Origin of the sequence: Leptotrichia sp. oral taxon 215 str. W9775 (genome assembly GCF_000469505.1) — a bacterium.
In the GTDB taxonomy this organism is placed as follows: Bacteria; Fusobacteriota; Fusobacteriia; order Fusobacteriales; family Leptotrichiaceae; genus Leptotrichia_A.
In genome coordinates this window covers 23,640-38,133 of the sequence record NZ_KI272826.1, presented here as the reverse complement: position 1 = coordinate 38,133, position 14,494 = coordinate 23,640, and the positions used below count along the sequence as shown (strand labels likewise).

Genomic DNA, 14,494 nt, shown 5'->3' with positions numbered 1-14,494 from the left:
TAGAATCTCTTAAGGTTATCGAACTTTTTCCACCACCACTCTTGACAAAGAGCCAAAAAAACATTTATATGAAAAGAATGGATTTACAGTGGAAGGAGTAAGACCAAAATCTATGAAAGTCAATGGCAGGTTCGTTGATGAATATTATATGGGAAAAATTCTTGACTGATAAATTTTCATTTTATTGAATAAGTTAATAATTAAATTTGAAATTTTAGGGAAGTAAAAGTAATAATCTTATACTTCTCTTTTTTCACCCCATATATATTATAGAGCCGTTTTTTTCAAGTATTAAGCTTTCTTGCTATCATTTACGTTATCAGAAAACATTTTCGCTGATATTTTTAAATACAGCATAAAAGCAATAAATAACGAAATAATATCTGCTACCGGCTGAGCCCAAACAAGTCCTGTCATTCCTATTGCTGCATTCAGTATAAATAATGCCGGAATAAATATAATTCCCTGTCTACTCAAATTGATGATCAATGCACTTGTTGCCGCACCCATCGCCTGCAAAGCATTTGTGATTACATAAAATACACCAAATAAACAGCTTGTCGTTAACAAAATTCTTGAGAATTTGACAGCATACTCATAAGCGGTTGCATCTGTAAGGAATGCACTGACAATCTGGTTTGTGAACAAATAACAAAGAACTGTAAGTGCAACACTTAACAACAGGGAAAATACCACCGAAAAACGTAGTACTTTTTTGAATCGCTCGTGCAATTTTGCACCTACACAGTATCCAAGCAACGGCTGAACACCCTGACCTAATCCCATTGAAATCATACCTGTAATAGTGACAACCTTCATAGCCACACCCATAGCAGCAATTGCCATATCACCATATTCAGCCATTTGACTATTTATAATAATTTGGGATATACTCATAAGCAATGAACCTAACGCTGCAGGAATACCGATTGCAAGGACAGAACTTGCCACCTTATCTTTCATAGTTAAATCTTTCAAGCTTATACTCAATGATGATTTACCTTTTAAAAAATACAAAATATAGTATCCTGCACCGACTACATTACCTATAACTGTTGCAATAGCCGCACCGGCAATATTCCAACCTAATACTGAAATAAAAATAGGATCCAAAATTACATTCAAAAGATTTCCGAGTAAAGTTCCCATCATAGCCTTACCAGATTCGCCTTCTGCTCTTATAACGTTAGAATAACAATTGGATATTAGCACAAAAGGTCCGCTGCAAATAACAATCGTCAAATAAATTTGGGCAAAATTCCAAGTGTCTGCACTTGCACCCACCAATGTTAATATAGGTTTCATAAAAACTAACATGGCTGCAGACATAACAACACCAACGATTACACAGCCCCACATACAGAAAGAGCACACTTTTTTGGCATATTCTGTCCTACCTTCACCCATTGCTCTTGATATCACGGAAGTACCACCTATACCAAACACTGTACCTACTGCCATAAACAATAAAAATACGGGGGTCGCAAGAGAAACGCCTGCTACTTGAAGTGCATCGTGCGTTTGCCCGATAAAGAATGTGTCTGCCAGATTATACACTAACACCATAAGCATTGCTGCCATAGCAGGCAATGCATTTTTGAATACCGCCTGCGAAACAGGCGCTTTACTGAACAATTCCATAGATTTGTTATTTTTCATTTTGTTTTCCTCCATTCTATTTCAATCGCAAGAGTTTAATAGCATGCGATTATTTTATTTATTATAATTGCCTGTTTAAACAGGCAAATTTTATTTTACGGTATTATTTACTTTTTTCAATAACAAAAAAAGAGTTTTCTTTTCATCTTTCGATAAAGCCGACAGAAGTGTTTCCTCGGTATTATTTATTTCCATTCGAGCATCATCGCAGTAGGAAACGCCGTTCTGAGTTATTCTCACATATTTAATTCTCTTATCCGAATTATCACCAAAAACTTCAACAAGCCCTTTTTGCTCTAATCGGGAAATAAGCCCTGCTGTTGTTGACTGGGCAAGTACCAGTTTCTTTTCAAGTTCTTTGAAGGTAAGTCCTTTTTCTTTTATATCAACGAGAGCTATCAATACATTCATTTGAGAAAATGTAATACCTTTTTTTCTTAATTTATTATTGTTTTTTTTTTCTAAATTATTGTGAATTTGATGTATAAACAATGCACAAGACTCTTTTTGCATAATTCTCCCTCCTATATTTAATGAGTATAACATAAAGAATTAAAAAAGTCAATAGTATGCGATTGTTTTTTTGAACTATATATTTCTATCTAATAATCTATTTTATTATCTTTCAGTTCACCAAATTCCAATTTGATGCACTGTAGATTATTCTTATTTTACATACTACATCTGAAAGGCCATTATCCAAAAACATATTCCGCTATAAGTGAAAATGGAGTCATGACATATTTTTCTTTCCTACTTTTTGAAATCATGTTCATAATAGTATTCAAAGATAGGTAAGCAACAAAGAAGAAACAAATATATTTAGCAATCTTAAAAGACAGTCATAAGTGAATAAAACCTCCAGCTTGCAAAATAATTATCATTGCAAAAATTTGGATAGCCACTGAAATGACTGACATAACTCTAAATTTCTAATGATTCAATAAGACTACCGTCAGCTTTATTGTAGATATTTTCTCAGAAATCTATTTTTTCTTTTCTTTGTAAACTGGGAGCTGTTAAACTCTTTCATCGGTTATAATATGTTTAATTCCACTGTATCCTGATTGCAGATACTCCTTCATAAACGACGGGAAAGCCTTATATTTATGAATATCCTCAACAGGAATCCAATGCATTGTTTCTTTAACTCCCATTACATAGCTTTCACTGTTAAGTTCTCTTGTACCTCTAGGCTTCATCATAAAGTACATAGCTATCTCATGACAGTCCATTCCTTTGTGTGAACCTTTATCATCATGAAAGAAATTCTCATGGATTACGGCAAGATAATCTATTTCGTACTCAACACCTGTTTCTTCAAGAACTTCTCTCTTAACGGCGGTTTCTGCTGTTTCACCCATATGAACAGCTCCACCAATAGAATAGAAATAATCTTCTATTTCGTTTCCGGCAAATAGTACACATCCTTCTTCTACAATGATTGCTGCCGCTCGGTATCTAAACCACTTGTTTCCGTCTATAAAACCACAATTGTATTCCATAATTATTCTCCCTTCGCAAAATACAAAAAATTTTCTATTCCCTATTAAATGAGTCAATAAGACTACCATCAGCTTTATTGTAAAAACTTATTACACCCCCATATATATTATAGAGCCTAAAAAAATTCGACAACCTTAAAAAACTTATTCAGCTTAGAATCTCTTAAGGTTATCGAACTTTTTCCACCCCCACTCTTGACAAAGAGCCAGAAATCTTTCTAAACTTCATCTCTCTTTAATCCTACTAATTTTAGTATTTCTGAAGGTTCTGTTATTGTTTTTACTTTAATACTTTTAATAGGATTAGGTTTTTTATCTGTTTCTAAAGCTTTTATTAAATTATCAACATCTTTCGGTTCAAAAGTGACATCATTGGTAAAGCTTTTAGTAGCCATATTAATTCCCCCTTAATTTGTATATTTCAATTATAGTAAATTCTTTCAGCATTTAAAAACTAAGACTATCAGCTAATAAATTTACTCGCCAGCTTGTATACTTGTTTGATTTCTTTGCTCTCTAATTTCCAGCTGCTGAGTTCCATTTTAATCAATTCCGGAAACTTTTTACTTATGTCCCTTAAAGCATTTCCTACAGATTTTCTAACATATTCGCTCGTATCTTCCTTCAAGTCGGAAATTCTCCTAACAGCTTCAATTGGATTATCTTTAAAATACGATCTGCTTGTCCATATTCTTAAACCCTCTGTAACTGCTCTTCTCGCATTAGGATTATTACTTCTTAACCATTCATCAATAACTGGAAGTGCTTTTTCATATCCTGTTTTTTTACAAAATTCATCAAACGCCTTTGCCAGTACTTCCTGAACTCTCCAATTATCATCTTTGGAAACTTCATCCCTCATAAATGCTAAAATATCTCCTTCTTCTGATAGATATCCAAACAGAAACACTCCATACATTCTTACTTGATAAGCAGCTGATTCATAAGCTAAGAACGCCAATTTTTTAATATATTCATCATCATTGGATTTATAATCAGCTAAGGCTTTTTTTTCTTCCTCTTTGAAGCCATTTTCAATTAAAGAAAATTCCTTTTCTAAACTTGTAATATACTCTTTCAAATGGACTCACCTCACTCGCAAATTATCATTTTATTTTTCACCAATATATTTTATATAAATCTGGCAAGGATTCCACTCATCCCACAAGGTTGGAAAGCACTCCAACTCCTTATATCCCATGGATATATAGAAATGATTAGTAATATCATATTCCTTATAGTGACCCATTTTAACTGTCTTCACCTGCGAATATGTATATCCAAGTTTTTTCGCCATTTCTTCATAGGCATCATTCAATTTTCTGCCCACACCCATGCGATGATATTTTTTCTTAATTCCCATTACAAAAATATCTGCACAGTCCTTGCTTGTAGCATTTAATACAACAAAACCAGCTGTCTCATTATCAATAAAGCATGCTAGAAATGGTTTATCCTGAGAATCTTTAATATATTCCTCTGTACTGTCAGGCATACCAAACCATTCAGGAAGATCATTCAAAATATCTCTGGATATTTTTTCCTTTTCCCTTTTGTCAATTATTTCCTTTATTATAAATTCCATAGGTAAATTCCATAATCCTTTCTAGAAATTCTATTTATTTTCCGTCTGTTTTTCTTCAGCTTTTTCATTTTCAGCTTTTTCATCTTCATTTTTTTCCATAATTTCTTCTTTTATTCCCCACTCCGCAGGTTGTGGTACTCAAACAGGACGTCCCTCCGGCAGCATATCCCATAATTTTTTTAGTATTCCCATAAATAAACACCTCTTTCCAGTATTTTTAATATATATTCTTTTTTTAATTTTATTGAAAATTTATTTTTCCTAAATAACTATTGAATTTTCATCTATCTTAAAGTTTCAGTACAGCAATAATTTCTCCGCTAACCATATCGCCAGTTTCAACAAATCCATAAGAACGGTACAATTGACGGGCAACTTCATTTTCCGGTTCATAAGAAAGCCAGCAGTACTCAGACTTACCACAAGGGAATGATTTAATGAAATCCAGTCCAAGGCCAACTGCTTCCCTTCCGAATCCTTTTTTCTGATAATTTTCATCAATCATCAAACGCCAGAGACTATAGTTTCCTCTTGCTATATCTGGTGTATCCTCCCAATAATCAGCCGAATCATAACCAATCATCATAAATCCAACAGGAGTTTTGCCATCATAAATACCAAACGGAAATGCAAATCCATTTGCTGTAATAGTAGCATATGCTTCAATAATACTGACATCATTTGCTGCGACAAACTCTTTTTGTGATTCTGACACATGTAATTTAAGTATCTCCCATACATTTTTCCTATTTATCTTTTCTATATGAAGCATATTTTTCACCTCTTTAAGTTCTAATATATTTTTTGATTTCATTTCTATTTCTTTGTTGTTTATTCTGATAACATTCTCCCTATATTTTACATTCATCTTTGAATTATTTATTCTTAGCTGAAAGGTAGAACTGAAAATACATTTCATTTAAATAGATTTATCCCAGAATTTCCGCTAATTTCTTAAATGTTCGTTCATTACGTATCGTAAGCATAGGATAAAACTTTTCTTTCATAAGTAACTTATGATACGAAGTGCGTAAATATTCCTTTTCTGTATATTTTCCCCAAAATACAGCTTTTCTGCCAAAATATACAATTTCATCATGAAGAGGCATTTCTTTTATTCGAGTTTTTAATTTTTCATAGTCAACCTCATCACTATAAAAAAGAACATCTTTTCTTGCAAGTGTTTCATTCCACCATTTCGGAAGATTTGAAACTTCTTCCAGATATTCTTCCCTTGTTATTATAACATATTGAATAGGAAAAAAAACATTTTTTAACATTTCTACTATTTTAATTTTGACAGTTTCTATATTATCATCTGTATCAAATATTACATTTCCGCTATTAATATATGTAACTACATTTTGATATCCCAGTTCGCCTATATTCATTTTTAAATCGTTCATTGATACTTTATTTTTCCCACCAACATTTATTCCACGAAGCAGTAGTACATATCTCATTTTTTTCTCCCTTGTAAATTTTTATTCACCTGTCTCTTTAGCTGTATATTTCTAAAGGTAATAGCTAAAAATATACATTATTTTAAATTTCCTACATTTCCTCCACAAGATGTTTCCAGTAATATTTTGGAAGATTGCTCTGCTGAAGTTTCCTGTTTTCCCTCTCCTTTATGGAAATGCTCTTATGGAAGGTTTTCCAAAGTTCAGAATATTCCATTTCTTCATCACTCCACTCAATTTCAGGAGATTTCACAAAGAAAATTTCGACTTTTTTCGTATCATAATAAGCTATCATTTCCCTTTCCTTATCAAAAATTGCAAATCTTTCCCTTTTCATCCTGTTTCTGAAGTGGGAAATCAAGGCAGGAAGAATATTATTTTTCGGTTCTATTGTCGCAAACATTGTTCCGTCCTTCATTTCCTTAAATCTCAGGACTCCCAGATATTTATGACGTTCACTCAGAACCTGTTTTATCAGTTTATTCATGTGGAAGGCATGCTCATCAAGGGAATTCAGAATTTCTTCCCCCTGCTTTATTGCCTTGTATGTTGTGTGAACTATTGCTGTGTCCTTATTTTTATCACATGACAGAAAACACGTACGCATTTTATTTAAAAATTCCCTGGATATCTTCTCACATATATTTTTTTCCACACGTCTGGCTTTTGAAAAATCAGTCGTAACATGAATATCATCAAGTCCCAAAGTAAACTGTTCTTTTTCAGCAATTACCCTCAGCCCGTTATTTTTATCTCCGTAAGCCATGTAAACAACTGTCAGCAGTCCATCAAAACTTCCATCATAATAATAATTTGGCATTGTTCCTGTACAGGATTGTCTAAAATAAAGGTTTCCTCATTTTTGTAATTTTTCAGACAGTTCCTCTACATTCTCCTTTCCTTCAGATACAGCTATCTATATATTAAAAAGTTTCAGCTGCCGCATTTCCATTTTTTCCTTTTCCATCAGGGCATTTCTTATAAGTTCAGGACTTTCCTTCCTGAATCCCATAAATTCACCATTTACAGTAATAAAGTATTTTGCCCTTTTTATTACTACTCCTAACTTTTTAAGATGCTCATATTTTATTACATTATGTCTTCTTACCATAACTATACGTTTTGCTGAAGTTACTCCTATTCCAGGAATTCTGATAAGGTCTTTGTAGGATGCCCTGTTTATTTCCATAGGAAAAAGGTGCCAATTCTGTACAGCCCAGTTTGCCTTCGGATCAAGAAGCGGGTCAATAAAAGGGTTCTTCTCATCCAGTATCTCTTCAGCCTTAAAATTATAAAATCTTAACAGCCAGTCAGCCTGATAAATCCTATGTTCCCTTACCATAGGCACAGCATCTGTATTTGCCAGAATTCCCGACTTATTTACAGGAACATAGGCAGAATAATACACTCTTTTCAATCCAAAATTTTTATAAAGATTTTCACTCCTGTTCAGTATGGCAAAATCACTTTCTCCACCTGCTCCTATTATCATCTGGGTTGTCTGCCCTGCAGGAATAAAAGAAGGAGTACTTTTAAACTGCTTCTTTTCTTCTATATTCTGTATCTGATTCCTACGTATAAGGCCCATCGATGTTGAAATATCGTTAGGTTTCTTATCAGGTGCCAGAAGTTTGAGTGCCTTATTTTCAGCAAGTTCAATATTTACTGAAACCCTGTCTACATACAGTCCTATTTCATGGATGAGTTCCCGGCTTGCTCCCGGAATTACCTTCATATGAATATATCCGTTAAAGTTTTCTTCCAGCCTGAGTTTTTTAGCCACAGCAATCATCTGCTCCATTGTATAATCAGCATTTTTTATTACTCCGGAGCTTAAAAACAGTCCTTCTATGTAGTTTCTCCTGTAAAAGTTTATAGTCAGCCTTACAATTTCATCAGGAGTAAGTATTGCCCTTTCGATATCATTGCTTTTACGGTTAATACAGTATTTACAGTCGTATATGCAATGATTGGTCATAAGTATTTTAAGCAGGGAAACACATCGCCCGTCTGCCGACCATGAATGGCATATTCCACTATAAGCGGCGTTTCCCAAGCCATTACTTGCATTTTTTCTGCTGCTTCCGCTGGAAGAACACGAAACATCGTATTTTGCAGCATCACTAAGTATTCTCAGCTTCTCATCTATAGGTTTATTCATCGTTTTCCTCATACAGTAAATTTATGTCAATAATTCGTTTAAATCGTATATTTTATTTTAATAGTTATATTTCCCTTCATATCCTCTCGGAGTTATTATTTTCCCGTTCTTTACAAATGTATTTGAGTTACCAATTAACACTATTGTAAGCATGTCTATCTCGTGATTGAGCATTTCATCCAAAGTTGTAACAATATACCTTTCATCTTCCCTTCCCGCATTTCTTACTATTGCCACAGGAGTTGACTTGGGTTTATACTTCATCATTATTTCCCTTGCTTCTTCTATCTGGGTAACCCTTCCTCTGCTTTTAGGATTATAAATACTTACAACAAAATCTCCCTGTGCGGCAAGTTCAAGCCTTTTTTTTATGAGCTCCCAGTCTGTCAGCAGATCGCTCAGACTTATTGTAGCATAATCGTGCATTATCGGTGCTCCAGCAATAGCTGCAGCTGCATTAGTGGCAGTTATTCCAGGTATTACCTCAACTTCCATGTCTTCATCGGCAATTTCCAGCATAATTCCTGCCATACCATAAACTCCCGCATCACCGCTGCTTATAAGACTGACTGTTTTCCCCTGTTTTGCCAGTTCAAGTACTTCCGTACATCTGTCCACTTCCTTTGTCATTGCGGAGCTTTTCATCTCTTTTCCCGGATAATATTCCTTCACCAAATCCACATAAGTCTTATACCCTACTATTATATCACTGTTCTCCATTGCTTCATATGCCCTGAATGTCATATTTTCCTTTTTTCCAGGCCCTATGCCCACCACATAAATTTTTCCATTACTCATATATTTTTAGCTCCTCTTCATAAATTGAAACTGTTATTCCGTTGTATCTTGCCTTCATCTCAATAAAATGCCCTTCCTGTGATGAAGCCAGAAGTGCAACCGGTTCTGATACCGCCCTCACTCCAATGTTTTTTTCTACAAAATTCGAACCTTCAAACTGATCCTGAATCTTTTTAATTTCTTCCCTTGAAATTATTTCCAAATCTAAATTTAAAGATTTAGTGGCCTCAATTAATCCCTTTTCATTTTCCTTTACATCAACAGTCGCAATTTTTTTAACTGATTTTATATCTAAATTATTTTTATTTAAACAGTCTTCAATAGCAGACAAAATATCTTCCGCTTTTGTATCCTTCTTACACCCGATACCCAAAATTAAGTTTTTAGGATAAATTCTGGTGTATTCAATATTTTTCTTATTTGAAACTAAAACAAAGCCGTCTGCTGAGCTTTTGCCATTCATCTTAACGTTTTCAGGTAAAAGTATGTTCACTTTTTCCCCATTCACAATAAGAGAAGTTACATTTTTTGCTGATTTTAAATCTTCAAGCTCTGCATTTAACTTCTGGGATATAGTATCCACTGCTATTTTCCCTGTAACATCAGAACTCGTTGTAATAACAGGAATAAGATTTAGAGTCCCCGCAAGTAAATATGTCAGCTCATTTGCTCCACCTAAATGCCCAGACAAAAGGGAAATTACAAAATGTTTTCCCTCGTCTATTAAAAGTACCGCAGGATCCTTATCCTTTGTTCCTATCAGCCCAGCTATCTTTCTAATTACAATTCCACTCGCCATTATGAAAATATGTCCATCATACCAGGAAAACTTTTCATTTATATTGGCAGTGAAATCCTCTATCTGAATTGTATTTTCTACATCATATTTTTTCAATGTAAAAACATCTATATCATAATCCTTTAAATTCCCCTGTAATTGTTCCTTATACTCCCTTGCAATATTTCCCGCACCTCTGGTTACAGTCCAAAATGCTAATTTCATTAATTTTCCTTTCTATCCGGGCCTTCTATCCGACCGTCAGTATAGCTTTTATCTCTTAAAATACTTAGTTCCCCTACCTTTTCCTGTAACAGCAATATAATTTTTCTGAATTAAACTTTTTAATAATCTGTTCAGTTTGTCCTTCTTAAATTCAGACGTAAATGCGACGTAAATTTTTACGTCTGATTTTCATCGTAAAAATGTGATGTAATTTTATTAATTTTCTATTTATTTTTTTATTCCCTCTCTATACTCATGGGTAAAATATTTATCATATAATTTTGATTTTTCATATTCATTACCTAAAAAATCTCCGACAAGTATCTGAGCGGTTTTATTTATTCCTGCCTCTTTTACTTTCTCTTCTATTGTTTCAAGCGTTCCAAAAACTATTTTCTGGTCTGGCCAGCTTGCCTTCTGGACAACTGCCACAGGTGTTGTCAATGGATAGGAAGTTGACAATGTTTTTACAACTTTATCTATCATCTGAACTGATAAAAATATTGCCATGGAAGCCCTATGTTCAGCCAGACTTTCCAGACTTTCCTTTTCAGGAACAGCAGTCTTTCCTTCTATTCTTGTACAGATGACAGTCTGTGAAACATTAGGCAATGTAAATTCCTTTTTTATTGCCGCGGCAGCCGCTAAAAATGAACTTACTCCCGGAATAACCTCATACTCTATTCCATATTCATCCAGCATATCCATCTGTTCCCTGTGAGCCCCATAAATTGCAGGGTCTCCCGTATGAACTCTGGCAACTTTTTTCCCAGTCTTTACCGCTTTTACTGTAACATCTATGACTTCATCCAATGACATGGAAGCAGAATTATAAATTTCAGCTCCATCCTTATGACAATTTATAACTTCTTTCGGAACTAATGAACCTGCATAAATAATTACATCTGCCTCTTTCACTATTCTCTGTCCTTTTACAGTTATCAGTTCCGGATCCCCGGGACCTGCTCCTATGAAGTAAACTTTTTCCATAAAATTACCTCTTTTTTTTATTTTCTATTTTTATAATATTCCATTTATTTCAAAACTTACTGACATCCCTGTATTCAAATATATTTTTTCATTTTTCTTAAAAAACGCTTCCCAGACTTTCCCATTTTCAAGATAAACGGATATTTTATTAAATTTTTCAACTTCTTCAACATTTATTTTTTCTATTTTTTTGTTTTTCATTCCAAAAATCTTTTCAAATTTTCCTGAAATATCGTTATTAATTATCTCATTATCCACAAAATAAATTTCATTAACCAATTTTTTCTGATAATCTTCAAAACTATTGCAAAATTCTCTAAACTGACTATTACATGCCCATTCATACAAAATATCCTTTATTGTCAATTTCTTGATTTTACTAATTTCTTCCTTATTCTCTAAAATTTCTTTTATCTCATTTTCCAAAAATTCCAACGGTGAATATCCATATACCTTCTCATCACAAAAATTATACTTCGGAATAAAATAAATTTTATCTTCCCATTTTTTCAAATAAATTTTAAAAAATTTGTAATACTCTATGTTTCCATAATTTAAGTAAAGTACATAATTTCCATTTTCATATTTTGGCAATTTAAAACTTTCACCATAATGAATTTCTTTCCCGTCTTTTAAAACTTGAATGTATTCTTCATACCAATCCTTATCATCGTAAACTTTTCTTTTTATTTCTAACATTTTTCTCTTTTCCTATTATTTGCTTTTCATCAAAGCATAAATTATTATTCTCTCATAAAATGCTCTTTCTTTATCATCGGATATACTCAGAATCTCACAATAATGGGACCAACTCAATTTTCCAAACACTGTCTGGAATTTTTGATATTTCAAATAAAATTTTCTCATATTAAATAAATTTGATTTTGAAAAGCCCTTTCCGTACTCTTTTGTCAATTTTTTTGACAATTCTTTTAAAAGTTTTTTCCCATACTACTCTCAATTCCTTTTTCAATTTTACTCATTTTTCCCCCCATTTATATTAATTTCAAAAATAACTTATCAAATATTTTTTACTAATAACTAATTTTTTGTTCAACATTCGGATTTTGAACAGCTTTCTTATACAATGCCTTTAATTCTTCAAAATGATTTCCATTTTTTTCTCTGTATTCTTTTTCCTTTTCTGTCAATTCTCTATTATATGGATTATCTCCCAAACTGCTGTGAATAGCAATTCCAAATTGTGTTATAATATCAAATTTCATGATTTCCTGTGACAAACTTTTATCTGTATAAAATTTATAACCATCGTAATTTGAACCTCTTCCCGCATCATAGTAAATATCGTTACTGTATTTTACTTTTACAATATTTTTTATTTCTTTTTTTGTTTTTCTTTCATAAATAACTGCCCTGTTGCTCTCCACTAATTCAGCAATATAATTACGAACATAATCCAATTTTTTATCCTTATCAGAAATATTATCTTTTATATTATTCTCTTTTTTCTCCCTTTTTCTGTTGTATAATTCCAATAAATCACTTTTTCTCACTAAAATATCATAATTTTCAGTTTTATACGTTACTGTATCTTTTTTATCAGTTGGCAATGCATAACTCAAATTTATTTCCTTTTCAAAAGTTTGACTCAATTCCGTGTATCTTTTTTTCTTTGTATCATAAGTTCCTTTTACAATTGTTTCTGCAACTCCTTGAAACAGAATAGCTAAAAATAATGTAGCCAGTATTTTTTTCATTTTCATCCCTCTTCTCCTATTAAATAAATAATTTGTTTTCTAATCTCTCCTCCACTTTTCAAATCCGCCCTTTTTAACAATCATCGTTGTAAAATATGGAATATCATCTTCAACTAAATTTTTTATATCATAATAAACCTTCTGATTTTCCTTCCCGCAGTTTGAAACCATAATGACTTTGTCTATTGTACCTGTTTTTACAAGTGCCTGTTTTAATTTTTCAAAATTTCTGCTGACTTTCATAAAAACTATATTGTCATTATTTTCCAGTTCAGATTCAATGTCAGTTTTCCTATTAAGCGATACAACCTTTAAAGTTTCATCTCCTATCATAAGAGGAAAATTAAACCTCGATGCCATATCAACAAATGATGAAACCCCTGGAATAGTCTCAACTGGATATTTCTTTGGCAAATGCTCTAAAATGTACACATAAGTGCTATATGTCATTGTATCACCAATAGTTAAGAATCCTACATTCTTTCCTTCATCTAATAAATCCTGAACTATTTTTGCATTCTTTTTTCTTGCATTTTCCCTTTCTTCAAGTGATTTTAACATGGGAAATTCTACAAAAATCTTTTCCACATCTTCCTTCATGTACTGTTTTGCTATTTCATAGGCCACACTGCCATCATCCTTTTTAGCTTCAGGCAATATCACCACATCTAATTTTTTTAAGGTGTTTATCGCTTTCAGAGTTATCTCCTCAGGATCTCCCACTCCGACACCTATTCCGTAAAATTTGTTAGTCATATCTCTTCCTTTTTTACATTATTAAATTTTGAAAATAATTTCTATTTTTTCTCTGAATTCATCACTTGATTTTCCCCCATCTTTTCTTTTTCTATACCACCATGCTGAAGCAGGGTGACAAAAAGTGTAAGTATTTTTTAAGGATTCTGAATTCTGTTTTTCAAAAATACAATAACTTTTTTTACTAAGAAATAATATATAATTCGGTTTCAACACTTTAATTACTTCTTCAAAATTATTTAAAGACTTTTCTTTCATTTCCTTTGTAGCTATTATTCCTCTACTTCCATTTGTTGAAGGAACTACAAAAAAATTCATGAATGAAACTCTTTCCCAAAAATATTTTATATCAATATTTGCTTTTTCAAGTTCTTTTTTTATTCTTTGAAAAAAAACATTTCCTCTAGAAAAACATTCATCTACTACTCCTCTTGTGTATATATATTTAGGACAAGATAAAGAAATATTTCCTTTATCCCCATACCATTTTTCAAAATTATCTACTTTTTTTCTATCTTCTTCATTTTCAAGGTAATGACTTTCAGCAACTAATAATACTCTATATTCTTCATATTTAAAGCCAACATAAGGTAACATACATTGATGTATTTTTGAATTTTTATAAAATTCAATTTCTTTTAACTTAGCATCATAATTTTCACTACTTTTTAATTCCATAATTTCTAATTCCAATAAACTCATCCTCCCAATTAAAATTTAAAAAAATATATTAAGTTTAATTTTTGAAAATTTTCCATACTTAACAATCAATTTGTTTTCAATATTAGAAACTTCCATTTTTTCCATTGATTGATTTTCAAAAGATAATGTCAAGACTAAAGTTATCGTAAACAAA

Annotated in this window: 17 protein-coding genes and 2 pseudogenes; all 19 read right to left on the bottom strand. The window is 32.3% G+C overall.

Annotated elements, in window-relative coordinates; translation table 11 throughout:
* Positions 1 to 291: 291 nt before the first annotated feature.
* Positions 292 to 1,659 (bottom strand): MATE family efflux transporter, encoded by a 1,368-nt coding sequence (locus HMPREF1984_RS01205; protein WP_084408380.1) that lies wholly within the window; start codon positions 1,657 to 1,659, stop codon positions 292 to 294.
* A 90-nt stretch (positions 1,660 to 1,749) separates the two neighbouring features.
* On the bottom strand, positions 1,750 to 2,172 hold the full coding sequence (locus tag HMPREF1984_RS01200) for a MarR family winged helix-turn-helix transcriptional regulator (protein ID WP_036099339.1): 423 nt from the start codon (positions 2,170 to 2,172) through the stop codon (positions 1,750 to 1,752).
* A gap of 165 nt (positions 2,173 to 2,337) precedes the next feature.
* Positions 2,338 to 2,591: pseudogene (locus tag HMPREF1984_RS11070) on the bottom strand (hypothetical protein); the annotation flags it as partial.
* Positions 2,592 to 2,678: 87 nt separating this feature from the next.
* Complete coding sequence (locus HMPREF1984_RS01195) at positions 2,679 to 3,164, bottom strand: NUDIX hydrolase (RefSeq protein WP_036099337.1); 486 nt, start codon at positions 3,162 to 3,164, stop codon at positions 2,679 to 2,681.
* A 218-nt stretch (positions 3,165 to 3,382) separates the two neighbouring features.
* Positions 3,383 to 3,559 carry a hypothetical protein gene (locus tag HMPREF1984_RS11460; RefSeq protein ID WP_021766040.1) on the bottom strand — a complete coding sequence of 59 codons (177 nt, stop codon included), beginning with the start codon at positions 3,557 to 3,559 and terminating at the stop codon, positions 3,383 to 3,385.
* A 68-nt stretch (positions 3,560 to 3,627) separates the two neighbouring features.
* Positions 3,628 to 4,245: a DNA alkylation repair protein gene (locus HMPREF1984_RS01190; protein WP_021766039.1), complete on the bottom strand. Its 618-nt coding sequence runs from the start codon at positions 4,243 to 4,245 to the stop codon at positions 3,628 to 3,630.
* A 30-nt stretch (positions 4,246 to 4,275) separates the two neighbouring features.
* A complete protein-coding gene (locus tag HMPREF1984_RS01185; RefSeq protein ID WP_021766038.1) occupies positions 4,276 to 4,749 on the bottom strand; it encodes a GNAT family N-acetyltransferase in 474 nt (157 codons plus the stop codon).
* A 289-nt stretch (positions 4,750 to 5,038) separates the two neighbouring features.
* The gene (locus HMPREF1984_RS01180; protein ID WP_232219663.1) at positions 5,039 to 5,668 is read right to left on the bottom strand and encodes a GNAT family N-acetyltransferase; all 630 of its coding nucleotides are present in this window, start codon (positions 5,666 to 5,668) and stop codon (positions 5,039 to 5,041) included.
* A 10-nt stretch (positions 5,669 to 5,678) separates the two neighbouring features.
* Positions 5,679 to 6,212 (bottom strand): DUF1697 domain-containing protein, encoded by a 534-nt coding sequence (locus tag HMPREF1984_RS01175; protein WP_021766036.1) that lies wholly within the window; start codon positions 6,210 to 6,212, stop codon positions 5,679 to 5,681.
* A gap of 91 nt (positions 6,213 to 6,303) precedes the next feature.
* A complete protein-coding gene (locus HMPREF1984_RS01170; RefSeq protein ID WP_021766035.1) occupies positions 6,304 to 7,032 on the bottom strand; it encodes a TIGR03915 family putative DNA repair protein in 729 nt (242 codons plus the stop codon).
* A gap of 96 nt (positions 7,033 to 7,128) precedes the next feature.
* Positions 7,129 to 8,373 (bottom strand): putative DNA modification/repair radical SAM protein, encoded by a 1,245-nt coding sequence (locus tag HMPREF1984_RS01165; RefSeq protein ID WP_036099335.1) that lies wholly within the window; start codon positions 8,371 to 8,373, stop codon positions 7,129 to 7,131.
* Positions 8,374 to 8,430: 57 nt separating this feature from the next.
* Positions 8,431 to 9,171: a precorrin-3B C(17)-methyltransferase gene (gene cobJ / locus HMPREF1984_RS01160; protein WP_021766033.1), complete on the bottom strand. Its 741-nt coding sequence runs from the start codon at positions 9,169 to 9,171 to the stop codon at positions 8,431 to 8,433.
* The gene (gene cbiG / locus HMPREF1984_RS01155) at positions 9,164 to 10,174 is read right to left on the bottom strand and encodes a cobalt-precorrin 5A hydrolase (RefSeq protein WP_021766032.1); all 1,011 of its coding nucleotides are present in this window, start codon (positions 10,172 to 10,174) and stop codon (positions 9,164 to 9,166) included. The genes cobJ and cbiG overlap by 8 nt, the downstream gene beginning before the upstream one ends.
* Before the next feature lie 228 nt (positions 10,175 to 10,402).
* Positions 10,403 to 11,164 (bottom strand): precorrin-4 C(11)-methyltransferase, encoded by a 762-nt coding sequence (gene cobM, locus HMPREF1984_RS01150; protein WP_021766031.1) that lies wholly within the window; start codon positions 11,162 to 11,164, stop codon positions 10,403 to 10,405.
* A 30-nt stretch (positions 11,165 to 11,194) separates the two neighbouring features.
* A complete protein-coding gene (locus HMPREF1984_RS01145) occupies positions 11,195 to 11,863 on the bottom strand; it encodes a hypothetical protein (RefSeq protein ID WP_021766030.1) in 669 nt (222 codons plus the stop codon).
* A gap of 33 nt (positions 11,864 to 11,896) precedes the next feature.
* Positions 11,897 to 12,115: pseudogene (locus tag HMPREF1984_RS11065) on the bottom strand (DUF1016 N-terminal domain-containing protein); the annotation flags it as partial.
* An 83-nt stretch (positions 12,116 to 12,198) separates the two neighbouring features.
* Positions 12,199 to 12,882, bottom strand: coding sequence for a hypothetical protein (locus HMPREF1984_RS01140; RefSeq protein WP_036099382.1), 684 nt, complete (start codon positions 12,880 to 12,882; stop codon positions 12,199 to 12,201).
* A 39-nt stretch (positions 12,883 to 12,921) separates the two neighbouring features.
* Positions 12,922 to 13,638 carry a precorrin-2 C(20)-methyltransferase gene (gene cobI, locus HMPREF1984_RS01135; RefSeq protein ID WP_021766027.1) on the bottom strand — a complete coding sequence of 239 codons (717 nt, stop codon included), beginning with the start codon at positions 13,636 to 13,638 and terminating at the stop codon, positions 12,922 to 12,924.
* A 21-nt stretch (positions 13,639 to 13,659) separates the two neighbouring features.
* On the bottom strand, positions 13,660 to 14,331 hold the full coding sequence (locus HMPREF1984_RS01130; protein WP_232219662.1) for a DUF4417 domain-containing protein: 672 nt from the start codon (positions 14,329 to 14,331) through the stop codon (positions 13,660 to 13,662).
* Positions 14,332 to 14,494 lie beyond the last annotated feature (163 nt).